The organism is Enterobacter cloacae complex sp.6700776, from assembly GCF_048284255.1.
Taxonomy (GTDB): Bacteria; Pseudomonadota; Gammaproteobacteria; order Enterobacterales; family Enterobacteriaceae; genus Enterobacter; species Enterobacter intestinihominis.
Map to the genome: position 1 here is coordinate 19,334 of NZ_JBLVYK010000020.1, position 23,726 is coordinate 43,059.

The window sequence follows — 23,726 nt, forward strand, 5'->3', positions numbered from 1 at the left end:
ATGACCACCCTGAATCTCAACACCCTCAGCGAGCGCATCAAGGCGCACAAAACGGCTCTGGTGCATATCGTTAAGCCGCCGGTCTGTACCGAACGCGCGCAGCACTATACCGAAATGTATCAGCAGCATCTGGACAAGCCGATCCCGGTACGTCGCGCGCTGGCCCTCGCCCACCACCTGGCAAAACGTACCATCTGGATCAAGCACGACGAGCTGATTATCGGTAACCAGGCCAGCGAAGTGCGTGCCGCGCCGATCTTCCCGGAATATACCGTCTCCTGGATTGAGAAAGAGATTGACGATCTGGCGGACCGTCCAGGTGCAGGCTTTGCGGTGAGCGAAGAGAATAAACGCGTTCTGCATGAAATCTGCCCGTGGTGGCGCGGCCAGACGGTACAGGATCGCTGCTACGGTATGTTTACCGACGAGCAGAAGGGCCTGCTGGAAACCGGCATCATCAAAGCGGAAGGCAACATGACCTCCGGTGACGCACACCTGGCGGTGAATTTCCCGCTGGTGCTGGAGAAAGGGCTCGACGGCCTGCGCGCGAAAGTAGCCGAGCGCCGCTCGCGCATCAACCTGACGGTACTGGACGATCTGCACGGCGATCAGTTCCTGAAAGCCATTGATATCGTGCTGGAAGCCGTAAGCCTGCACATCAGGCGCTTCGCCGATCTGGCACGTGAGATGGCCGCCAGCGAAACCCGCGACAGCCGCCGCGACGAGCTGCTGGCGATGGCGGAAAACTGCGACATCATCGCCCACCAGCCGCCAAAAACCTTCTGGCAGGCGCTACAGCTGTGCTACTTCATTCAGTTGATCCTGCAAATTGAGTCCAACGGTCACTCCGTCTCCTTTGCCCGTATGGACCAGTACCTTTACCCGTACTATCGCCGCGACGTGGAGCGGGACCAGAGCCTGGATCGCGAGCACGCCATCGAGCTGCTGCACAGCTGCTGGCTGAAGCTGCTGGAGGTGAACAAAATCCGCTCCGGCTCGCACTCCAAAGCCTCTGCGGGCAGCCCGCTGTATCAGAACGTCACCATCGGCGGCCAGAAGCTGGTCAACGGCGAGCCAATGGACGCGGTCAACCCGCTCTCCTACGCAATTCTGGAATCCTGCGGCCGTCTGCGCTCCACCCAGCCAAACCTGAGCGTGCGCTACCACGCTGGCATGAGCAACGACTTCCTCGACGCCTGCGTGCAGGTGATCCGCTGCGGCTTCGGGATGCCGGCGTTTAACAACGATGAAATCGTCATCCCGGAATTTATCAAGCTCGGCGTGGAACGGGACGATGCCTATGACTATGCGGCGATTGGCTGCATCGAAACCGCCGTCGGCGGAAAGTGGGGCTATCGCTGCACCGGCATGAGCTTTATCAACTTTGCCCGCGTGATGCTGGCAGCGCTGGAAGGCGGTCGCGATGCCACCAGCGGCCAGGTATTCCTGCCGCAGGAAAAAGCGCTTTCGGCCGGTAATTTCGGCAATTTCGACGAAGTGATGGCGGCGTGGGATAACCAGATCCGCTACTACACCCGCAAATCCATTGAGATCGAGTACGTGGTGGACACCATGCTGGAAGAGAACGTCCACGACATTCTCTGCTCGGCGCTGGTGGATGACTGCATCGAACGCGCGAAAAGCATTAAGCAGGGCGGCGCGAAGTACGACTGGGTTTCCGGCCTTCAGGTGGGGATCGCCAACCTCGGTAACAGCCTGGCCGCGGTGAAGAAGCTAGTGTTTGACCAGGGCGTTATCGGTCAGCAACAGCTGGCGGCGGCGCTGGCGGATGACTTCGAGGGGCTGACCCACGAGCAGCTGCGCCAGCGCCTGATCAACGGCGCGCCGAAGTACGGCAACGACGACGACAGCGTGGACCTGCTGCTGACCCGTGCCTACGAAACCTACATTGAAGAACTGAAGCAGTATCACAACCCACGCTACGGCCGTGGCCCGATTGGGGGTAACTACTACGCGGGCACGTCGTCTATCTCCGCAAACGTGCCGTTTGGCGCAGCAACCATGGCGACGCCGGACGGACGTAAAGCGCACACCCCGCTGGCGGAAGGGGCAAGCCCGGCCTCCGGTACCGACCACCTCGGCCCGACGGCGGTGATTGGCTCCGTGGGTAAACTGCCGACGGAAGCGATCCTCGGCGGCGTGCTGCTTAACCAGAAGCTGAACCCGTCGACGCTGGAAAACGACAGCGATCGCCAGAAGCTGATGGTGCTGCTGCGCACCTTCTTCGAGGTGCATAAAGGCTGGCATATTCAGTACAACATTGTCTCGCGCGAAACGCTGCTGGAAGCGAAGAAACACCCTGATCAGTATCGTGACCTGGTGGTGCGCGTCGCGGGTTACTCGGCGTTCTTCACCGCCCTGTCACCGGATGCGCAGGACGATATTATTGCCCGTACCGAGCATACACTGTAAAAAAACGCCCGGTGGCGCTTCGCTTACCGGGCCTACATTGTCTCCCCGTTGGCCGGGTAAGGCGAAGCCGCCACCCGGCTTTCTAACTTTCATTCGAAATTAAATTTGTGCTCCCCGTCACCTTGTTATTAGAATGTTTCAAAACGCAGTGACCCAGGAGCACAGTATGACCGTAAAAGTTATCGTCACCGATATGGACGGAACTTTCCTTGATGATGCCAAGCAGTACGATCGTGACCGCTTCCAGGCACAGTTTGAGCAGCTTAAAGCCCGTAACATCGAATTTGTTGTCGCCAGCGGCAACCAGTATTACCAGCTCATCTCCTTTTTCCCGGAGCTGAAAGATCAGATCTCCTTCGTCGCGGAAAACGGCGCGCTGGTGTTCGACCACGGCGAACAGATTTTCCACGGTGAGCTAACGCGTCATGAGTCGCAGATCGTCATTGGCGAGTTGCTGAAAGACAAAGGGCTGAATTTTGTGGCCTGCGGGCTGGAGAGCGCGTACGTCAGCGATAAGGCTCCAGAAGCGTTCGTGAAGCTGATGTCGAAACACTACCATCGCTTAAAACCCATCAGCGATTACCGCGACATTGACGACGTGCTGTTTAAATTCTCCCTGAACCTGCCAGACAGCGATATCCCGAACCTGGTCGATAAACTGCATGTCTCCCTGGACGGCATCATGAAGCCGGTTACCAGCGGCTTCGGTTTTGTCGATTTGATTATCCCGGGCCTGCACAAAGCCAACGGCATCAGTCGTCTGCTGAAACGCTGGAAAGTCTCCCCGCAGGCGTGCGTCGGCATTGGCGACAGTGGCAACGATGCGGAAATGCTGAAGCTGGTGAAATATTCATTTGCGATGGGCAATGCGGCAGAAAGCATTAAAACGGTCAGCCGTTACACTACCGACGATAACAACCATCAGGGCGCGCTGAATGTGATTCAGGCCGTGCTCGACGCCCACTCCCCGTTCGACGTCTGATCCCCTACCTGCCGGAGCCTCACTCCGGCCCCTTCACTCTTTTTCCATCCTGTGGCGCCCGTCAAGGTTTTAAACTTGCATTAACTTATTTTTAACTTAAAGTATCACTTGTAGACACTTTTACTTTCGAATGAAAGATACGAGGCAGTTATGACCTTTACCAGCGAAACGTTGCCAGCGGACCACAAAGCGGCAATTCGTCAGATGAAACGCGCGCTACGGGCCCAGATCGGTGACCTGCAGGCAGTGTTCGACCGGCTTAGCGACAAAATCGCCGCCCGCGTGGCGGAAATTAATGCCCTTAAAAATAAAGGTGAATCCGTATGGCCGGTAATCCCCTTTACGGATGTGAAAAACGGTACGATCACCGCCGAACAGCGCGAAGCGGTTAAACGTCGCGGCTGCGCGGTGATCAAAAGCCACTTCCCGCGCGAGCAGGCGCTGGCATGGGATCAATCGATGCTCGACTACCTCGATCTGAATAAGTTTGACGAGGTTTACAAAGGACCCGGCGATAACTTCTTCGGCACCTTAACGGCCTCTCGCCCGGAGATTTATCCGATCTACTGGTCTCAGGCGCAAATGCAGGCGCGCCAGAGTGAAGAGATGGCACAGGTACAGTCGTTCCTGAACCGTTTATGGACATTTGAGAGCAACGGTAAGCAGTGGTTCGACCCGGACGTGAGCGTAATTTATCCGGACCGCATTCGCCGCCGCCCACCAGGAACAACCTCGAAAGGCCTTGGCGCACACACCGATTCCGGCGCGCTGGAGCGCTGGCTGCTGCCCGCTTATCAGCAGGTCTTTGCCCGCGTGTTTGACGGCAACGTTGAGAAATACGATCCGTGGAATGCTGCGCACCGTACCGAGGTGGAAGAGTACACGGTGGATAACACCACCAAATGCTCCGTGTTCCGCACCTTCCAGGGCTGGACGGCACTGTCGGACATGATCCCCGGCCAGGGGCTGCTGCACGTGGTGCCGATCCCGGAAGCGATGGCTTACATTCTGCTGCGTCCGCTGCTGGACGACGTGCCGGAAGACGAACTGTGCGGCGTGGCGCCGGGGCGCGTGCTGCCGATTTCTGAGAAGTGGCATCCGCTGCTCATCGAAGCGTTGACCAGCATTCCCGCGCTGGAAGCCGGTGATTCTGTCTGGTGGCACTGCGATGTGATCCACTCGGTCGCGCCGGTGGAAAACCAACAGGGCTGGGGCAACGTGATGTATATTCCTGCCGCGCCGATGTGCGAGAAAAACCTCGCCTACGCGAAAAAGGTCAAGGAAGCGCTGGAAACCGGCGCGTCACCGGGAGATTTCCCGCGCGAGGATTATGAGAAAAGCTGGCAGGACCGTTTCACCGTGAACGATCTGAACATCCACGGCAAGCGCGCGCTGGGCATGGCTTAACTGTCGTAAAGCCCTTCCCGCTCAACGGCGGTGCGTCGTTTTCCCTGACGTATCCGCCGTACCGATTCCCGCACGGCCAGCGTGCCGTTCAGCAGCAATGTTCCGACCGGCGCGTCCGGGCGCATCAGCCGCTGCTGGAGCATATATACCGCTTCTGTTCCCAGCTCATCGCGCGGGACATGCACCGCCGTCAGAGGCACATCCTGAATCGCCGCGAGATTAAACCCGTCAATGCTCATCACCGAGACATCCTGCGGCACGCGCAGACCGTGTTTTTGCAGGGCGCTGATGGTCCCCGCCGCCATAAAGTCGCCGCCCACCAGGAACGCCGTCGGCAGATCTTTCCCTTTTTGCTGGTGAAGCCACTCACTCACCAGCTGCTCCGTCTCTTTGGCGCTGAAGCTTGGCACCATCAGCAGATCGCGCCGGTCGCTAAACCTGAGGTTATGGCCGTGCCACGCGTCGCGGATCCCCGACAGGCGCAGCTCCATGGTATAGCGACGCAAACACAGCACATTCATCACCTCCCGGTGCCCCATCTCGAACAGGTACTCCGCCGCCCGCTCGCCAATGGCGCGGTGATCCGGCGCGACGGCGGGCAGGCGCATGTGGCGGTCCCGGCAGTTAATCAGCATGCAGGGTTTGCCCACGTCTACCGCCAGATCGTGGATATGCGGATCGTCGATACCGAGGAGGATCGCCGCCTGGGTGTCCACTTCGTTCATGCGGGCCAGAAACAGCTGGGCGTCGCTGTCGTTCTCCTCCAGCGCACAGTAACGCAGGCGAACCTCGTGCGAGGCCAGCCCTTTGCTCACGCTCTGGATGACACGGTAGTAAAAGATGTCAGACCGCTCGTCAAACGCCCGCTGCGGGGCAAACACCATCAGGCTGTTAAGCAGCAGACGCCCCGCCGCCATGCCCTCTATTACCCCCAGCTCCCGCGCGCATGCCAGCACCGTTGCCCGTGCTTTTTCGCTGGTGTTTGCCTTCCCCGCCAGCACGCGGGAAACGGTGCTGATGGAGAGCCGGGTACGGGCGGCGATTTCGGTGATTTTAAGCCTTTTATCCATTTTGTGATCTGGCTCCGGATGTGAAATGAAAAAATTTTCACAACATCTTTATCAGGTAATAACTTGCGAGAAGGCCATAATGCCGAAAATTAAACCTCGGTTATGAGAAAGTTTGCACAAAATCCACTATTTCCTGCTCAATTTCTCTCTTAAGGTGAACCTGTCACACAACTTCCATACTAGTTGTATAGCAGCTTAGCACTCTAAAACAGATAACTTTCAAACGCCTGACGCTGTGTGACACCTGAACCTTTGTCCCTTACCGTCCGTCTTGTGGAGAAGAAAATGAGTCAGGACATCAACAACACCGTTGCGACAAGCAAAACCCGTCGCGTCATTAAGAATCTGCGCTGGTACGTACTGGTGCTGTTTCTTCTTGGCGTGACCGTAAACTACATCACCCGTAACTCGTTAGGTATTCTCGCCCCCGAGCTGAAAGAGAGCCTTGGTATCACCACCGAGCAATACTCGTGGATCGTCGGCGCGTTCCAGATCGCCTATACCATTTTCCAGCCCCTGTGCGGCTGGCTGATTGACGTTATCGGCCTCAAGATTGGCTTTATGGTCTGCGCCGGGATTTGGGCGCTGATGTGTATCTTCCACGCAGGTGCCGGGAGCTGGCTGCATCTCGCGATCCTGCGCTTCTTTATGGGCGCGTCCGAAGCCGCCGCCACGCCAGCGAACGCCAAAACCATCGGTGAATGGTTCCCGAAATCAGAGCGTCCTGTTGCCGCCGGTTGGGCGGGCGTGGGCTTCTCCATCGGTGCGATGCTGGCTCCGCCAATCATTTACTTCGCTCATGCGTCGTTCGGCTGGCAGGGTGCGTTTATGTTTACCGGCGTGCTGGCGCTGCTGTGGGTGATCCTGTGGTGGATCTTCTATCACAACCCGGAGCAGCACCCGAACCTGAGCCGCGACGAGCTGGCGTTTATCAAACAGGATAACGAACCCGCACCGGTCAGGCTGCCCTTTCTGACCGCGCTGAAAACCGTCTCGAAGAACAAACGGTTCTACGGTATCGCCATTCCGGCCTTTATGGCGGAACCCGCCTGGGCGGTGCTGAGCTTCTGGGTGCCGCTGTACCTCGCCAAAGAGCACGGCATGGATTTGAAACAGATCGCGATGTTCGCCTGGCTGCCGTTCCTCGCCGCCGACCTCGGCAGCGTGGCGAGTGGCTACCTCACCCGGCTTTATACCCGCTGGTTCGGCTGCACCCGCGTCAACTCGGTGGTGGCAAGTTCAGTGACCGGCGCGTTTTTGATGATTTCTCTGGCCGTTGTGGCCGTGACCCGCGACCCGTATATCACCATCGTGCTGATCTCCATCGGCGGTTTCGGCCACCAGATTATCTCCTGCATGCTGAGCGCGCTGGTCGTGGAGTCGTTCGACAAGGGCCAGATGGCGACGGTTAACGGCATGCGCGGCTCGGCGGCGTGGATCGCCAGCTTCCTGTTCTCCCTTTTGATTGGGGTGACCGCCGACAAAATCGGCTTCAACCCGCTCTTTATCGCCATGGGCTTCTTTGACCTGATTGGCGCTTTCTTCCTGGTGGCATTTATTGCTGAACGTCGCGCCAAGCGCGCCTGATAGTGGATGTATTGCATATGAAAACCCTGAAAAACTGGACCATCGATACGCAGTCAGCGAATCATCTGGAACTGCTGGTGGATAACCAGCACCGTCTGTGCCTGTATGTGCTGGAAGAGAATCTGTTCCGCGTGCTGATCAAGCGTAAAGGCCAGCTGGCGCTGGACCGCACCTGGAGCATCGCGCCGGAACAAGACGTACCGTGGGAAGGCCGCCATCGCGACGATGTCAGCGGCTTCACCTGCCCGGCCTGGACACTGACGCAGCAGGGCGATGCGTTAACCGTAGCGACCGAACAACTGCGCGTCACCGTCCACCAGCCCCTGTGGCTGGAGTGGCACTACCGCAATGAAGCGGGCGAGTGGCAGCCGTTGGTCAATGACCGCCCGACCAGCGCCTACCTGCTGAACGCCCACGGTGACGGCGTGGCGCACTATCTCAGCCGTCGCAAGGATGAACGTTTTTACGGTCTGGGTGAGAAAGCGGGGGATTTACAGCGTAACGGCAAACGCTATGAGATGCGTAACCTGGACGCGATGGGCTATAACGCCGCCAGCACCGATCCGCTTTACAAGCACATCCCGTTCACCCTCACCCGTCGCGATGACGTGAGCTACGGCCTGTTCTACGATAACCTGAGCAGCTGCTGGCTGGATCTGGGTAACGAGATCGACAACTATCACACCGCCTACCGCCGCTGGCAGGCGGAAGCGGGCGATATTGACTACTACCTCTTCACCGGCAAGCGCGTGCTGGACGTGACGAAAGCCTTCGTGCGCCTGACGGGGAAAACGCTGTTCGGACCGAAGTGGAGCCTGGGCTACAGCGGCTCAACCATGCACTACACCGACGCGCCGGACGCGCAGGACCAGCTGATGAACTTCATCCGCCTGTGCGATGAGCATGCCATTCCGTGCGACTCGTTCCAGCTCTCCTCCGGCTATACCTCGATTAACGGCAAGCGCTACGTCTTTAACTGGAACTACGACAAAGTGCCGCAGCCGAAGGTGATGAGCCAGGCGTTCCACGACGCGGGGCTGCGGCTTGCGGCAAACATCAAGCCGTGTCTGTTGCAGGATCATCCCCGCTACGGCGAAGTGGCGGAACGCGGCCTGTTCATTCGCGATTCAGAAACCGATGCGCCTGAACGTTCCAGCTTCTGGGATGACGAAGGATCGCATCTCGACTTCACCAACCCGCAGACGGTGCAGTGGTGGCAGAACGGCGTGACCACGCAGCTGCTGGAGATGGGCATCGACTCCACCTGGAACGACAACAACGAGTATGAAGTGTGGGACGGGGAAGCGCGCTGCTATGGCTTCGGCCAGGCGATCGCCATCAAGCATATTCGCCCGGTGATGCCGCTGCTGATGATGCGCGCCTCGCTGGAAGCACAGCAGCGCTTTACGCCGGATAAACGTCCGTATCTGATCTCCCGCTCCGGCTGTGCCGGAATGCAGCGCTACGTTCAGACCTGGAGCGGCGACAACCGTACCAACTGGGACACCCTGCGCTATAACATCCGCATGGGCCTGGGCATGAGCCTGTCCGGACTGTTCAACGTCGGTCACGACGTCGGCGGTTTCTCCGGCGACAAGCCGGATGCCGAGCTGTTCGTGCGCTGGGTACAGAACGGCGTGATGCATCCGCGCTTTACCATCCACTCGTGGAATGACGATCGCACCGTGAACGAACCGTGGATGTACCCGGGCGTGACCCCTGCGATTCGCAGCGCCTTTGAACTGCGCTATCGCCTGCTGCCGTACCTCTACACCCTGCTCTGGCAGGCGCACGCCGACGACGAGCCGATGCTGCGCCCGACCTTCCTCGATCATGAGCACGATGCGCAGACCTTTGAAGAGTGCGACGACTTCCTGCTGGGCCGTGACCTGCTGGTGGCCAGCGTCGTCGAAGCCGGGCAGCGCGAGCGCCGCGTCTGGCTGCCGGATAACGAAACCGGCTGGTACGATTTTTACACCTACGAGTGGTATGCGGGCGGGCAATCGATCGTCCTTGATGCGCCACTGGAAAAGCTGCCGCTTCTGGTGCGCGCCGGGGCCGGTTTGCCGCTCAGCGAACGCATCCGTCACGTGTGCGCCGATAAAGACGATACCCGTGAGCTAAAACTGTTCCCGGTGAAAGGCGTCGGCACCACCTCCGGGCTGCTGTTTGAGGATGACGGCGAAAGCTGGGGCTACCTGAACGGCAATGCGCTGTGGGTGGAATGGGAGATGGTGTGCGACGGCGCAAGTATCAACCTGAAGGTGAATGCGCGCGGCGACTATCGTCCGGCATGGAAGGCACTGAAGGTGTCATTACCGACGGGGGAAAAACGTACGCTGCGGGTGAACGGGGTTGAAGGGGGCGAGTGGGTGGTTTAGTGCGGCCTGATGCCCTCACCCTAACCCTCTCCCACAGGGAGAGGTGATAGAACGTAGGCCGGGTAAGGCGAAGCCGCCACCCGGCTATTTTTTTAACTCTCGATACCTTTACTGCGCAGGTAATCTTCGTAGTTACCGGTGAAGTCCACCACGCGCTCTGGCGTGATTTCGATCACGCGGGTCGCCAGGGAGCTGACGAACTCACGGTCGTGAGAGACGAAGATCAGGGTGCCCTGATACATCTCCAGCGCCATGTTCAGGGATTCGATCGATTCCATATCCAGGTGGTTGGTTGGTTCGTCCATCACCAGGATATTCGGTTTTTCCATCATCAGCTTGCCGAACAGCATACGGCCCTTTTCACCACCGGAGAGCACTTTGGCGGGCTTTTTGATGTCGTCCTGGCTGAACAGCAGACGCCCCAGAATGCTGCGTACCGCCTGCTCGTCGTCGCCTTCCTGCTTCCACTGGCTCATCCAGTCGAAGACGGTCAGATCGTTTTCGAACTCATATTCATGGTCCTGCGCGTAGTAACCAATCTGCGCGTTTTCAGACCATTTCACGGTACCGTTATCCGGTTGCATTTCGCCCACCAGAGTTTTCAGCAGGGTAGATTTACCCACGCCGTTGGCGCCCAGGATAGCAATCTTCTCGCCCACTTCCAGCAGCAGGTTGAAGTTTTTGAACAGCGGGCCTTCATCGAAGCCTTTGGTGAGGGCTTCTACTTCCAGCGCGTTACGGAACAGCTTCTTGTCCTGCTCGAAGCGGATGAACGGGTTCTGACGGCTGGAGGCTTTTACCTCTTCGAGCTTGATTTTGTCGATCTGACGGGCACGCGACGTTGCCTGGCGCGATTTAGAGGCGTTGGCGCTGAAGCGGCTCACGAAGGATTGCAGGTCCGCAATCTGCGCTTTCTTCTTGGCGTTGTCGGCAAGCAGACGTTCACGCGCCTGGGTTGCCGCCGTCATGTACTCATCGTAGTTGCCCGGATAAACGCGCAGCTCGCCGTAATCCAGATCCGCCATGTGGGTACACACCATGTTCAGGAAGTGACGGTCGTGCGAGATGATGATCATGGTGCTGTCGCGATCGTTCAGCGTCTGCTCCAGCCAGCGGATGGTGTCGATGTCCAGGTTGTTGGTCGGTTCGTCGAGCAGCAGGATGTCCGGGTTAGAGAACAGCGCCTGCGCCAGCAGCACACGCAGCTTCCAGCCTGGCGCAACTTCGCTCATCGGACCATAATGCTGTTCAACAGGAATGCCGACGCCCAGCAGCAGTTCGCCCGCACGCGCTTCCGCAGAATAACCGTCCATTTCGCCGTACTGCGTTTCCAGGTCGGCCACTTTGTAACCGTCTTCTTCGCTCATCTCAGCGAGACCGTAGATACGATCGCGCTCCTGCTTCACTTCCCACAGCTCCGCATGCCCCATGATCACGGTGTCGAGCACGGTGAACTCTTCGAAGGCGAACTGATCCTGACGCAGCTTACCGATACGCTCGTTCGGGTCGAGCGACACGTTGCCCAGCGTCGGCTCCAGGTCACCGCCGAGGATCTTCATAAAGGTGGATTTTCCGCTACCGTTGGCACCAATCAGGCCGTAACGGTTGCCGCCGCCAAATTTGACGGAAATATTTTCGAACAGCGGCTTACTGCCAAACTGCATAGTGACGTTGCTGGTAACTAACACGGAGAGATTCCTGCGAAAAGTGTGATAAACGCGGCATTATGCCACAATTCCGAATTGAGATCCTGTGTTGCGGTAATCCACTAAACTTTAACAAAATCGAAAAAAATGTGATTTCGTACACATCTGAATTCCCAGTTAACGGGAATGCACATATAATGCGCTCCCATTACAGATTCAGACTTCTCAACTCATCGCCAGAATGGCTTAGATACCTCGCATAACATGAACATGAAATTAACAACGCTTTTTGCGGCGGCGTTAGCCGTAGTAGGTTTTTGTAAGACCGCGTCTGCGGTGACGTATCCCCTGCCGACAGACGGAAGCCGTCTGGTGGGTGAAAACCAGGTGGTGACGGTTCCGGAAGGTAACACTCAGCCGCTGGAATACTTCGCGGCGCAGTATCAGCTCGGCCTGTCTAACATGCTGGAAGCGAACCCGGGCGTTGACCCGTATCTGCCGAAAGCGGGTACCGTACTCAACATTCCACAGCAGCTGATCCTGCCGGATACCGTGCACGAAGGTATCGTGATTAACAGCGCCGAAATGCGTCTGTATTACTACCCGAAAGGCACCAACACCGTGATCGTGCTGCCTATCGGTATCGGTCAGCTGGGTAAAGACACCCCGCTGAACTGGACCACCAAAGTGGAGCGTAAGAAAGCGGGCCCAACCTGGACGCCGACCGCCAAAATGCACGCTGAGTACATTGCTGCCGGTGAACCGCTACCGGCCGTTGTGCCTGCTGGCCCGGATAACCCGATGGGTCTGTACGCGCTGTACATTGGTCGTCTGTATGCCATCCACGGTACTAACGCCAACTTCGGTATCGGCCTACGCGTAAGCCACGGCTGCGTACGTCTGCGTAATGAAGACATCAAATTCCTGTTCGATAACGTGCCGGTCGGTACGCGCGTGCAGTTCATTAACGAACCGGTGAAAGCGACGTCAGAGCCGGACGGCAGCCGTTACATTGAAGTGCATAACCCGCTGTCCACCAGCGAAGATCAGATCAACAACAACGAAATCGTACCGATTAAGCTGACCAGCGCGGTGCAGTCCGTTACCTCTCAGGCGGATGTTGACACGACCATCGTTGACCAGGCGATTCAGAACCGTTCCGGTATGCCGGTGCGTTTGAACTAATCGCGAGCACGAACAAAGCGGGCCTCGAGGCCCGCTTTTTTTTATCCGTTATTCACAATTACGATGCCGCCATGATCATAGCGATAGTGACAATGGGCGTACTCCAGCGGCGTACCATCTTCCAGATAGATCACCTGCTCGACCTCCAGCACCGGGTCGGTTGGCTCACAGACCAGATGCTGCATATCCAGCGCACTGGGCTTCAGCGCCCGCACCACACGATACGATCCCATGATCTTCAGCCCCAGCGTCTCCTGCACATACCGGAATACCGAACTTTCAAGATGGGTTTTGTTCAGCCCGGGCACCAGATTGAGCGGCATCACCGTGGCGTCCAGGGACATCGGCTCACCGTTGAGTAAACGCAGACGGATGAAGTCATAGATCGGCGTATCCGGATTTATCATCAGCGAGGCCTGCTCTTTCTCGTTCGGGAAGCGAAGTTCGAAGTGCACCACCTGGCTCGTCACCGTGCCTAAATGTTCCCAGGTTTTGGTCGCCCCAAAGTAGTCGCTGCCGGAGAGATCCCACTGGGAAAGCTGGAGGAAATTTTTGCGGATGAACGTGCCCTGTCCCTGCCGGGTATAGACCAGCCCTTCTACGATCAGCTGACGCATCGCCTGCTGAATGGTCATCCGGCTGGTGCTGAATTCCGCCGCCAGCGCGAACTGGTCCGGCAGCGGTTCATTGGCGGCGTACTGCTGGGTAATAATGCGTTTCTTAATTTCCCGCGCTATGGTGATGTACTTCGCCGCCATCTTCCTTCCTTAAATTAGTTTTCTGTCCCGCTGTTTTTCAAGGCCACTCGCTCGGCCACCTTGAGGAAAGGCAGGTAGAAGAATACACCAAATACGATGATTGCCAACTGCACCACCACCGCCCGCCAGTCCCCCGCCGTCGCCAGCCAGGCGCTGAGGATCGGCGGCGTGGTCCACGGGATCATCACCACGCAGCGCGACATCAGACCCAGCGTGGTACAGAGCCACGCAAAGTAAATCCCGATGGCGGGCAGCAGCACAAACGGGATCATCAGCGGCAGGTTAAAGACAATCGGCAGGCCGAAAATCACCGGCTCGTTGATGTTGAACAGACCCGGCGCCAGTGACAGACGCGCCACCTGCTTCGCTGATTTCTGTCTTGAGAAGATGAAGATAGCGATCAGCAATGAGATAGTGCTGCCCGTCCCGCCCACCATGCCAAAGGTCGGCACAAAAATGTTGTTGATGATGTGTGGGATCGGCTGGCCGTTGGCAAAGGCCAGCATGTTCTCGTTGGTGTTGATCAGCAGAAACGGCTCCAGCACCACGCTGTTGACTACCGACTGATGAATACCGAGCGTGAACAGGAAGTTACCGAAGCTGTAAATGAAGATCGTCCCGGGCAGACTGGTGTTGATCAGCCGCAGCGGCTGCTGAATGAATGTCGTAATGAGATGGATCAGATCCGTATGCAGCACGTTCGCCAGTAGGGCCGCCAGCACCGCAAACAGGGAGAGCGTGAGGATTGTCGGGATCAGCGCGGTAAAGGATTTGCTCACCGCCGGAGGCACGTTCTCCCCCAGCGAAATGTGCAGCGCCTTCAGCCGTGAAATGGCGATAAACAGCTCGGTTGAGAGCAGCCCAATCAGCACCCCGGCGAAAATCCCGGTCGAGCCGATATTGGCGAACGTCAGCACCTGGGTGACGTTCACCGTGGCGTCGCTGCCGACAGGCGTAATCTGTAAGCGCATCGGCATCATGATGATGAAGCTGCTGACGGCGATAACCACTGCCGAGACCGGATTGTCGAAATCTTTGTTGCGCGCCAGCGACCAGGCGATCATCGGCGCCAGCAGCAGCGCGGCGATGTTCAGCGTGCCGTTGATAATCGCCTCGCCCCACACCTTAAACTGCGTGAGCGTGTCGCCTTTCAGCACCCATGGAAACACGACGTTGTTCACCAGCACCGCCAGACCGGCGAGGATGAAAATCGGCATCACCGTGGCGAAAGCGTCCCGCAGGGATCGCAGGTGTACCTGGTTTGCCAGGCGCGCCGAGAACTCAACAAATTTATCGACAAAAGACTGCATGTGCGGTGTTATTTTTGTTTCAGACATAGCGGAGTATTCCCATCAATCAGTCACAAAAACGGCCCGGCAGCGTACGGCTTACATCTCGCGTCCGTTAGTATGGATAACCTGTTTTAACCACGCGTAGCTCTTCTTCGGCACGCGCTTAAGGTCTTTCAGGTCGTGATTTTCACGGTTGACGTAGACCACGCCGTAGCGCTTACGCATGTCACCCTGCGAGCTGAGAATGTCGATTAAGCCCCAGCCGAGGTAGCCCATTACCTCTGCCCCGTCCTCGAATATTGCCGCTTTCATCGCCTCGATGTGCGCCCGGTGGTAGTCGATGCGGTAGGTGTCCTCGATCGGGTTTACCCCGTCCCAGGACTCGATCACGCCGATGCCGTTTTCAATCGGGAATACCGGCATCCGCCAGTCGTTGGCATAGCGGGTGATGATGGTGCGAAAGCCCAGCGGGTCGATCTGCCAGTTCCACTCGGTGGCATTCAGGTACGGGTTATTTTTCTCGCCATGCAGCAGGTAATGGTTCACCGGCGTGCCTTCCGGGATGGCATCGCTGTCCAGCGTTTTGCTGGCGTAATAGCTGAAGGCCATAAAGTCGTTCTTCGTGCGCGCAAACAGCGCGAGATCGTCTGCGCGGTAGATATCACCGAAGCCCTCCTGCTCCACCACCGCCATCACCGCCGGGCTGTAGCCCTGTCCCGCGAAGACGCGCAGCAGGTTCTGGTTGAGGAATTCGTCGTACTGCTGGGCGCAGAAGATATCGCGCGGTTTGCAGGTGGCTGGATAAATCAACTGGTGCGCCAGCATGCCGCCCATCAGCTTGCCTGGCTTAGTCTGGTGCAGGTATTCGGTCAGAGTCATGTGCGCCACCATCGCATGGTGCTGAAGCTCATACAGCTCGCGCAGGGTTTGTTCACCTTTCATGTAACCGGAAATGCGAAAAGCTTCCGGCATATGGAAAATGTTCTGCTCGTTGAAGGTCAGCCAGTACTTCACGCGATCGCCGTAGCAGTCGATCATCTTCTTGCCGTAGCGGATAAAGGCCTCCATCACCCGGCGTTCGTTGAAGCCGTTGTACTCCTGCGCCAGCGCCAGCGGCATATCGAAGTGGTAGAGGCAGACCATCGGCTCAATACCGCGGGCGAGCAGATCGTTAATAAAGCGGTCGTAAAACGCGATACCTTCGGCGTTGAACTCGCCGTCACCCTGCGGGCAGACGCGGCTCCAGGAGATCTGGAAGCGGTAGCAGTTCATGCCCAGATCCTGCATCAGATCGAAATCTTCCCGGTAGCGGTGGTAGGAGTCGGTCGCCACTTTCCAGTCGGAGATGTTTTCTCCTGCTTCTCGAATGTCATATACCGACATCCCCTTCCCGCCCTCATTCCATGCCCCTTCCGTCTGCATGCTGGATACCGAGTTGCCCCATAAAAAGTTGGCTGGCAGTGATTTGTTCATGGTTGCTCCCTATATGACTAGTCATTTAAATTTCATGACTAGTCATATAGATCGAGATGAAACATCAGGCAAAGAGAAGGAGCATTTTTTGTGAGGTGGGTTGAAATAAAGACCAGAGATAGTAGCCCCGGTAAGCGAAGCGCCACCGGGGAAAAGGAAGGTTACTGCTGCGCGAGCTGACTACGACGGTATTCCCCCTGCCGCTCCAGCATCCAGCCTGGATATTCGCGCGGCAGCGCGCTGACGGCATCAAGCTGTTTAAGCTCGTCTTCGCTTAAGCTGATCCCGGTGGCGGCAATATTATCGTCCAGCTGATCGACGCGTTTCGCACCAATAATGACGCTGGTCACCGCTTTTTGATGCAGCAGCCATGCCAGCGCGATTTGCGCCACGGAGACGCCCCTACGCTCGGCAATGACGCGCATTACGTCCACGCAGTCGAAGGCGCGATCTTTATTCACCGGCGGGAAGTCAAATTCCAGACGGCGGCCTCCGGTTTCGCTCTGCCCGTCACGACCGTATTTTCCGCTCAGCAGGCCGCCCGCCAGCGGGCTCCAGACCATCAATCCGACGCCTTCGCTCTGCATCATCGGCACCAGCTCGCGCTCCAGGTCACGTCCGGCAATGGTGTAATACGCCTGCAACGATGCGAAACGCGCCAGCCCAAGACGTTCAGAAATACCGAGCGCTTTGGCAATCTGCCACGCAGTCCAGTTCGAGACGCCGATGTATCGCACGTGACCGTGCTGCACAAGGTTATCCAGTGCGTAAAGCGTCTCCTCAATGGGGGTCGCGGGGTCGAAACCGTGCAGCTGATAGAGATCGATATGATCGAGCTGCAGGCGGCGCAGGCTCTCCTTTACGCTGTCGATAATGTGATAGCGCGAGCCGCCGCGTGAGTTCACTCCCGCCGTGCCCGTTTCACCAAACACCTTTGTGGCGACCACCACGTTTTCACGTGGAACGTTCAGGTTTTTCAGCGCCTGCCCGAGGATCTCCTCCGAGCGTCCTTCCGAATAGACGTCGGCAGTGTCGATAAAGTTGATGCCCGCGTCCAGCGCGCGGCCCACCAGCTGCTCGGCTTCGTTTTGCCTTAGCTGGCCAATCTTGCCCCACATGCCGCCCTCGCCGCCGAAGGTCATGGTGCCGAGGCAGAGTTCAGAAACAAACAGTCCGGTATTGCCCAGTTTTTGATAACGCATAACGCTTTCCTCGCATGTCGATTGGGTGTCTGTTAGTTATACCCGCCCCCCAGCCATCGCGAATGTGGCGTTCCTGTCCGTTTCTTGCCCAATCCTCTGAATCTATCCGCGCAGGGCATCGCCAAAGACGCTGTAGTCTGGCAGCTGAACCTGCTGATACGGCTCCCAGCCGCCGCCGAGGGCTTTGTAGAGCGCCACCAGGTCAAGCGCGCTCTGCACCTGCGCCTGCGCCCGCTGCTGTTCGGCCTGAGCGAGCTGACGCTGGGCGTCCAGCACGTCAATAAAACTGGCGATCCCCTGTCGGTAGCTGTCGCTGGCGAGATCAAAAGCGTTTTGCAGCGCGTCGATGGTTTTCGCCAGGCCCGCCTCACGCTGCTGGTCGGTGCGATAGCTCACCAGCGCGTTTTCAACGTCGCCGAGCGCCGTCAGCACCGTCTGACGATAGTCCAGCACCGCCGCCCCTTGCTGTGCGCGGGCCACCTTGACGCTGGAGACCAGCCGACCGCCCTGGAAGATGGGGATGGAGACCTGCGGACCGAAGCTGTAAAAGTGGCTGCTCCAGTCGGTCAGCCAGCCGGATTCGCTGTTACGCAGGCCAAACTGCCCGGAGAGGGTGAAGCTTGGGAACAGTTCGGCTACCGAGACGCCAATTTGCGCCGTAGCGGCATGGAGGTTCGCCTCAGCTTCGCGCACGTCCGGGCGACGACGCGCCAGCGTTGACGGAATGCCGGTTTGCACAATATCCGGCAACGCTGGCATCGGCTGCACGGATTGTAATTCGGCATCCAGCGCCCCCGGCGGTTTGCCGAGCAGGATGGCCAGCCCGTTCATCGCCTGGCGTTCCTGCGCCTGATACTGCGGCAATTGGGCTTCAAGATTGCCCAGCTGCGCCCGGGCGTTTTCTACGTCCATCTGCGGTGACAGCCCGCCCCGCTGGCGGCTTTCGGTCAGATCCAGCGTCTGCTGCGCGCTTTCAATTTGCGTATTAAGCGTGGCAATGATGCTCTGCGCCCCTCGCAGCTGTAGCCACGCCCGCGCCACTTCGGCTTCCAGCGAGACCAGCGCATCGTTACGCTGCTCGATCGCCGCCCGCTGCTGCGCCTCGGCCGCTTCTACCTGACGGCGCACCTTGCCCCACAGGTCGATTTCCCACTGAGCGTCGAAGCTGCCCTGATAGAGGTTAATCGGCTGCGTCAGCGGGCCTAACGCGCTTCGCAACTGCGGATCGACATTATTCAACTGGTCATACACGCCGTGGGATTTCAGCTCCCCTTCCAGCCCAAGCTGCTGGCGCGTCGCCTGCACATTGCCATTCACCGACGGGAAAAATGCCCCGCCGGCCTGGTTAATCTGTTCGCGCGCGCCGGCAATGCGTAATACGGTTTGCTGTAGCGTCAGATTTCCGGCGATGGCGCGTTCAATCAGGCTGTCGAGCTGCGGCGAGCCGAAGGTTTTCCACCAGCGCGGGTTGGTGGCGGCGGAAGACGTTTGTGATTTCACCGCGCCGTCGCCCTTATCGTTCCAGTGCGTGGTGGCGGGCGGTGCAGGCTGTTGGTAGTCCGGCCCGACGGCGCAGCCCACCAGCAGCATCATTATCATCAGGGGGTGTAAACGTCTGTGTATCATCAGTGTGCTCCTGCACTCCCCTCGCTCTTAACCGGCGAGAGCAACAAACAAAACGGAATCAGTAAGAAGGCCACCGCGCTCAGAATGGTGAAGACGTCAATGTAGGCCAGAAAGCGCGACTGCTCGATCATGGTCTGGTACATCCGCCCGGTGGCAATGCCGGTCGGATCGCCCACCTGAGTGGTGAAGTTCTGGATCGCCTGGGCGCTTTCGCGTATCGCCAGCTGGAACTGCTCATTAAACGGCGAAGCGTGGTAAGCCAGATGCGCGCTGTGCGCCTGTGAGCGCTCGGTGATCGCCGCCGTCGAGAGCGAAATCCCAATCGAGCCGGCCACGTTGCGGAACATGGTAAACAGCGCCGCCGCGTCGGCGTTAAGCCGCCTCGGGATCGAGATAAAGGCGATGGTGGTAAGGGGCACAAACAGGAACCCGAGTCCAATCGACTGGGCGCTGCGGAACAGCACCAGCGTTTCGAAATCGATATCCGGCGTCAGCGTCCGGGACCAGAAGAAGGACACCGCCAGGCAGGTAAAGCCGAAGGCGATGATCCAGCGCGTCTGCACCACCGGCATCAGCTTCAGTACCAGCGGAATAGTCAGCACAATCAGCACCGCCCCGGGCGAGAGCACCAGCCCGGACCAGGTGGCGGTATAGCCCAAATCCTGCTGCGCCAGTTGCGGAATAACCACCGAACTGCCGTAGAGGATCATCGCCATCCCCGCCATCAGCAGGCTGGAGATCGCAAAGTTGCGATCCTTCATACAGTGCAGATCCACCACCGGCTTTTTGGCATACATCAGCCAGTAGATCGCGCCGATAATGCCGACCAGCGTCAGTACCGCGAAGGTGCGGATAAAGTTCGAATAGAACCAGTCATCATCTTCGCCCCGGTCGAGCATCACCTGCAAACAGCCAAGTCCGAGAGCGATCAGGCCGATCCCCGTCCAGTCGACGGTGAGCTTCTCTTCCGACTTTTTCTCCCACGGCGGATCTTCCAGCAGCTGATAGATGGCCAGCACCGTCACAATCCCTACTGGAATATTGATAAAGAACACCCAGCGCCAGGAGTAGTTATCGGTGATCCAGCCTCCCAGCGTCGGGCCAAGTACCGGCGCGACGATAATGGCAATGGATGAAAGGCCAAAGGCTTTGCCCCTGTCCTCCGGCTTGAAGTAATCGAGCAGCACCGATTGCTGCGTGGGCTGCAACCCGCCGCCAAAAAAGCCCTGCATCACACGGAACAGGATGATTTGCCAAAGCTCGGTGGCGATGCCGCACAGGAACGAGCAGATGGTGAACATCACAATGCAGATCAGGAAGAACTGCTTGCGGCCAAACAGCCGGCTCAGGAAGGCCGAGATCGGCAGCACGATGCCGTTCGCCACCAGGTAGCTGGTGAGCACCCAGGTAGATTCGTCATAGCTGGCCGAGAGCGATCCCGCGACGTGGGGCAGCGCCACGTTGACGATGGTGGTGTCCAGAATTTCCATAAACACCGCCAGGGTGACCACAATCGCCACCGCCCACGGGTTACTGGCGGGCTTCCAGTTTTCGTGGCTGCTGTCCGTCATTCCACGGTGACCTTCGGTTCAACCGACAGCCCCAGCGGCAGCGGTTTGTTCGGATCCAGCCCCTTATCAATGACGATTTTCACCGGCACGCGCTGAACGATCTTCACAAAGTTACCGGTGGCGTTTTCCGACGGGAAGGCGGAGAAGCGCGAGCCGCTGCCCTGCTGGATGCTGTCAATATGGCCTTCGAGCGCCATATCCGGCCAGGCATCGACGGACACGGTCACTTTGTCGCCCGGCTTCATACGTTCAAGCTGCGACTCCTTGAAGTTCGCCACCACCCACACGTTCGGGGAAACCAGCGAGAACAGTGCCGTGCCTGCCTGCACCAGCGTACCAGGCTGGACGTTGCGTTTGGTGACAAAACCGTCGAACGGGGCGCGGACTTCGGTATAAGAGAGGTTCAGGTTGGCGTTTTCCAGCTGCGCTCTGGCCTGATCGACCTGCCGTTCGCGGGCTTCGACGTTAGTCTCCTGCTGGCGGATTTGCAACTGGACCTGCTCCGCCACCTCCAGCTGCGCCTGCGCGCTGGCCAGACCCGCCTGTGCACTCCGCAGTTGAGCGTTCGCGGCATCGATGCTTTGTTGTGTGGTCGCGCGGGGGTCAACGCCGCGCTGACGGCGGTACTCCGCCTGAGCGTTGGCCATATCCGCCTGGGCTTTCAGTACCTGGGCTTTGGCTTCATCGCGCTGGGCGGGATATTGTACCTTCGAGAGCGCCAGCTGCGCCTGTGCCTGATGCAACTGCGCAACCGCCAGCCCAAGCTGGGCCTGAGCCTGATCACGCTGGGCGGTGGTATCACGCGGATCGATCACCACCAGCACATCCCCTTTTTTTACACGCTGGTTATCCCGCACGCGAAGTTCGGTAACGTAGCCTGCCGTTTTTGGGGCAATGGTCACTACGTCGCCGTCGGTGAAGGCGTCGTCGGTGGTCTCTTCGTTACGGGTCAAAAACCACCAGACCAGCGCCACAATCACCATCACGATGACCACGATGCCAAGGATAATTAACGGTTTTTTGCCCGGGCGCTTGCGCTCGTTATTGTTTTGATCCTGCTCGTCAGCAGGTGGATTTTGATCTTCTGCCATAGTTCAGCAACGGTCCTGTCAGTGAGCGGCATCACACTATGCCGTTCACTAAAGCTAGGACGTTGCTATACATTTGCCAGGAAAAACTGACAAATTGCGCACTATATGAGAAGGAATAGTCCGAAACCGACCGCCGCAGACCAGAGCAGCATCGGGATTGACCATAAATGGAAGCGCCACCAGATGCGGCGATCGTTGGCCATCCGCAGGGCGATGAGGTTGGCCAGCGAGCCGGGCAGCAGCCCAAAGCCGCCGACGTTGACCGCCCACGCCAGCAGTACCGTTGGGGGAACATAGTTAAGCAGCAAAATGGTGGACGGCACGTTACTGATCACCTGCGAGAGACCAATCGCCGTCAGCCATAGTCCCGGCTGCGACAGACCGCTGACGCTATGGAGAACGGTCTGCAATACCGGGAGCTGGATCAGTAGATGGACGTCAATAAACATCGCCATAAACACCAGCAGCAGCGTCCAGTCAACGCTCACCAGCACCCGCCGGGCGAGGAACAGGAAGCCACACGCCACCAGCAGCGCGCCCGCCAGCGCCTGGTTTAACTCCAGCGCGGTAATGAAAACGATATACAGTCCCAGGCAGCTCCAGACGAGACGCGGCTGCCACTGGGGGCCGGTGGTACCGCTGTGGTACTGCAACGATTTATTCGGGAAAGCAAACCAGCCCACCACCAGCAGCGTCGCCACGATCGCCAGCGCCAGCGGCGCCATCTGCCAGGTAAATGCGGTAAACGACAGGCCGGAGCGTCCCCACAGCAGAATGTTCTGCGGGTTACCGATCGGCGTGAGCAGCGAGCCTGCATTGACGGCCAGCGCTTCAAAGATAATCAGACGGGTAACCGGTATTTCGCACAGCTTACGCAGCGTGAGCGTAAGCGGCACCACGATAAACAGCGCTACGTCATTAGTGAGGAACGTCGACAGCAGCGCCGCCGAAAAGACCATGAACAGAGCCAGCTTGCGCTCGGTGGCGAAGCGGCGCACCATTTTGCGCCCCAGCACGTCAAAATAGCCGCTCAGCTCCACGCCTTTGGTGAGCATCATCAAACCGCTCAGGGTAATAATGGTGCGCCAGTCTATGGCCGCCGGCCAGGTGTGCGGCGTGAAGGGCACAAAGACGCTGAGCCCAACGCCAGTGATAAGTAAAAGATGGAAAAAACGATCGCGTTTCAGGGCCTGCAAGCCGGGGATGTTCATTCAGCGGCGGGGCCATATTTGAGCGTAAATTCGCGGAACTTCACCAGCGTCTCTTCGCTGACGTGGTGTTCCATACCTTCGGCATCCCGACGGGCAATTTCCGGGCTGACGCCCAGCACCAGTAAAAAATTCTCGACGATCTGATGGCGCTCGCGGCTCTCCTGCGCCAGCTTTTCGCCTTCAGCGGTGAGAAACACCCCGCGCCAGGGGATCATCTCGATCAGCCCGACCGACGCCAGACGTTTTAACATTTTGGCAACGGTTGGCTGCGACACCCCCAGGCGTGCGGCCATATCCACCTGGCGCGCTTCTCCAACTTCACGAATCAGATCGGAGATCAGTTCGACATAATCATCAATCAGCTCCCGGCGGTGCGCCTCACGCACCTGGCGGAAGCCTTCCACATGTTCTTCAACGTTCACCAGTTGCGTCGTTTTTTTTGTTGTTGGCTTACCTGCGCGACGGTTCATTGTGCTTCCTCAATGGGTTGACGCTTCCAGCGCCCTGTAACGGAGCGCACATTGTAAACCATAGCTCTACAAGCACAAAAAATTAACGAATTAGCCATAGCTATACAATATAGCCTGTGCTATATCTGTATGTAATGCAGTCACCCTTCAAGGATCGAAGGGATCATGAATCAGGAGGTCTTATGAATGAATTCAAGAGGTGTATGAACGTGTTTACCCACTCTCCTTTTAAAGTGCGTCTAATGCTGTTGAACATGCTGTGCGATATGTTTAACGCCAAACCGCATCAGGACGACAAATCTTCTCACTAAGCGGCGTCGCGGCACGCCGCTTCATTTTCC

The 23,726-nt window shown here is 58.0% G+C and carries 18 protein-coding genes; 7 read left to right on the forward strand and 11 right to left on the reverse strand.

Translation table 11 applies throughout. The features are described from left to right. The 3 genes from ACNQ0T_RS20080 (at position 1) to ACNQ0T_RS20090 (ending at position 4,822) form a co-directional block, all read left to right on the forward strand. On the forward strand, positions 1 to 2,433 hold the full coding sequence (locus tag ACNQ0T_RS20080) for a formate C-acetyltransferase/glycerol dehydratase family glycyl radical enzyme (protein ID WP_417930353.1): 2,433 nt from the start codon (positions 1 to 3) through the stop codon (positions 2,431 to 2,433). 166 nt (positions 2,434 to 2,599) lie between these two features. Beyond that, positions 2,600 to 3,415, forward strand: coding sequence for a Cof-type HAD-IIB family hydrolase (locus tag ACNQ0T_RS20085; RefSeq protein ID WP_063850244.1), 816 nt, complete (start codon positions 2,600 to 2,602; stop codon positions 3,413 to 3,415). Positions 3,416 to 3,565: 150 nt separating this feature from the next. Continuing rightward, a complete protein-coding gene (locus ACNQ0T_RS20090) occupies positions 3,566 to 4,822 on the forward strand; it encodes a DUF1479 domain-containing protein (protein WP_150311957.1) in 1,257 nt (418 codons plus the stop codon). Here the strand turns inward: ACNQ0T_RS20090 and ACNQ0T_RS20095 are convergent. Then, positions 4,819 to 5,892 (reverse strand): LacI family DNA-binding transcriptional regulator, encoded by a 1,074-nt coding sequence (locus tag ACNQ0T_RS20095; RefSeq protein ID WP_032676354.1) that lies wholly within the window; start codon positions 5,890 to 5,892, stop codon positions 4,819 to 4,821. The genes ACNQ0T_RS20090 and ACNQ0T_RS20095 overlap by 4 nt on opposite strands. Before the next feature lie 285 nt (positions 5,893 to 6,177). Between ACNQ0T_RS20095 and ACNQ0T_RS20100 the strand changes: the two genes are divergently transcribed. After that, a complete protein-coding gene (locus ACNQ0T_RS20100; RefSeq protein ID WP_023299659.1) occupies positions 6,178 to 7,479 on the forward strand; it encodes an MFS transporter in 1,302 nt (433 codons plus the stop codon). Positions 7,480 to 7,496: 17 nt separating this feature from the next. Beyond that, positions 7,497 to 9,860: a TIM-barrel domain-containing protein gene (locus ACNQ0T_RS20105; protein ID WP_417930354.1), complete on the forward strand. Its 2,364-nt coding sequence runs from the start codon at positions 7,497 to 7,499 to the stop codon at positions 9,858 to 9,860. Between the two features lie 92 nt (positions 9,861 to 9,952). Here ACNQ0T_RS20105 and ACNQ0T_RS20110 read toward each other — a convergent pair whose 3' ends face one another. Next, positions 9,953 to 11,548, reverse strand: a complete 1,596-nt coding sequence (locus tag ACNQ0T_RS20110) for an ABC-F family ATPase (RefSeq protein ID WP_023299657.1) — start codon at positions 11,546 to 11,548, stop codon at positions 9,953 to 9,955. A 222-nt stretch (positions 11,549 to 11,770) separates the two neighbouring features. Here ACNQ0T_RS20110 and ldtB point away from each other — a divergent pair, with 222 nt between their 5' ends. Continuing rightward, positions 11,771 to 12,691, forward strand: coding sequence for a L,D-transpeptidase (gene ldtB / locus ACNQ0T_RS20115; RefSeq protein ID WP_003858435.1), 921 nt, complete (start codon positions 11,771 to 11,773; stop codon positions 12,689 to 12,691). Between the two features lie 41 nt (positions 12,692 to 12,732). Here ldtB and ACNQ0T_RS20120 read toward each other — a convergent pair whose 3' ends face one another. The 9 genes from ACNQ0T_RS20120 to mntR all read right to left on the reverse strand — a co-directional run bounded on the left by ACNQ0T_RS20120 (position 12,733) and on the right by mntR (position 23,385). Further along, on the reverse strand, positions 12,733 to 13,449 hold the full coding sequence (locus tag ACNQ0T_RS20120; protein WP_015571043.1) for a GntR family transcriptional regulator: 717 nt from the start codon (positions 13,447 to 13,449) through the stop codon (positions 12,733 to 12,735). A gap of 14 nt (positions 13,450 to 13,463) precedes the next feature. After that, entirely contained in the window at positions 13,464 to 14,786 is a 1,323-nt protein-coding gene (locus ACNQ0T_RS20125; RefSeq protein ID WP_417930355.1) for a PTS sugar transporter subunit IIC, read from the reverse strand. Between the two features lie 51 nt (positions 14,787 to 14,837). Next, positions 14,838 to 16,214: a glycoside hydrolase family 1 protein gene (locus tag ACNQ0T_RS20130; protein WP_303756317.1), complete on the reverse strand. Its 1,377-nt coding sequence runs from the start codon at positions 16,212 to 16,214 to the stop codon at positions 14,838 to 14,840. A 161-nt stretch (positions 16,215 to 16,375) separates the two neighbouring features. Further along, a complete protein-coding gene (locus ACNQ0T_RS20135; RefSeq protein WP_303756316.1) occupies positions 16,376 to 17,416 on the reverse strand; it encodes an aldo/keto reductase in 1,041 nt (346 codons plus the stop codon). A 102-nt stretch (positions 17,417 to 17,518) separates the two neighbouring features. After that, positions 17,519 to 19,042 carry an efflux transporter outer membrane subunit gene (locus tag ACNQ0T_RS20140; protein ID WP_155019039.1) on the reverse strand — a complete coding sequence of 508 codons (1,524 nt, stop codon included), beginning with the start codon at positions 19,040 to 19,042 and terminating at the stop codon, positions 17,519 to 17,521. Beyond that, positions 19,042 to 20,613: a DHA2 family efflux MFS transporter permease subunit gene (locus ACNQ0T_RS20145; RefSeq protein WP_022647529.1), complete on the reverse strand. Its 1,572-nt coding sequence runs from the start codon at positions 20,611 to 20,613 to the stop codon at positions 19,042 to 19,044. Before ACNQ0T_RS20145 ends, ACNQ0T_RS20140 begins: the two co-directional genes overlap by 1 nt. Beyond that, complete coding sequence (locus ACNQ0T_RS20150) at positions 20,610 to 21,704, reverse strand: HlyD family secretion protein (protein WP_417930356.1); 1,095 nt, start codon at positions 21,702 to 21,704, stop codon at positions 20,610 to 20,612. Before ACNQ0T_RS20150 ends, ACNQ0T_RS20145 begins: the two co-directional genes overlap by 4 nt. A gap of 101 nt (positions 21,705 to 21,805) precedes the next feature. Next, positions 21,806 to 22,915, reverse strand: coding sequence for an anion transporter (locus ACNQ0T_RS20155; RefSeq protein ID WP_023299650.1), 1,110 nt, complete (start codon positions 22,913 to 22,915; stop codon positions 21,806 to 21,808). Further along, the gene (mntR, locus tag ACNQ0T_RS20160; protein WP_022647526.1) at positions 22,912 to 23,385 is read right to left on the reverse strand and encodes a manganese-binding transcriptional regulator MntR; all 474 of its coding nucleotides are present in this window, start codon (positions 23,383 to 23,385) and stop codon (positions 22,912 to 22,914) included. Before mntR ends, ACNQ0T_RS20155 begins: the two co-directional genes overlap by 4 nt. A gap of 182 nt (positions 23,386 to 23,567) precedes the next feature. Here mntR and mntS point away from each other — a divergent pair, with 182 nt between their 5' ends. Then, positions 23,568 to 23,696, forward strand: a complete 129-nt coding sequence (gene mntS / locus ACNQ0T_RS20165) for a manganase accumulation protein MntS (RefSeq protein ID WP_022647525.1) — start codon at positions 23,568 to 23,570, stop codon at positions 23,694 to 23,696. Positions 23,697 to 23,726 lie beyond the last annotated feature (30 nt).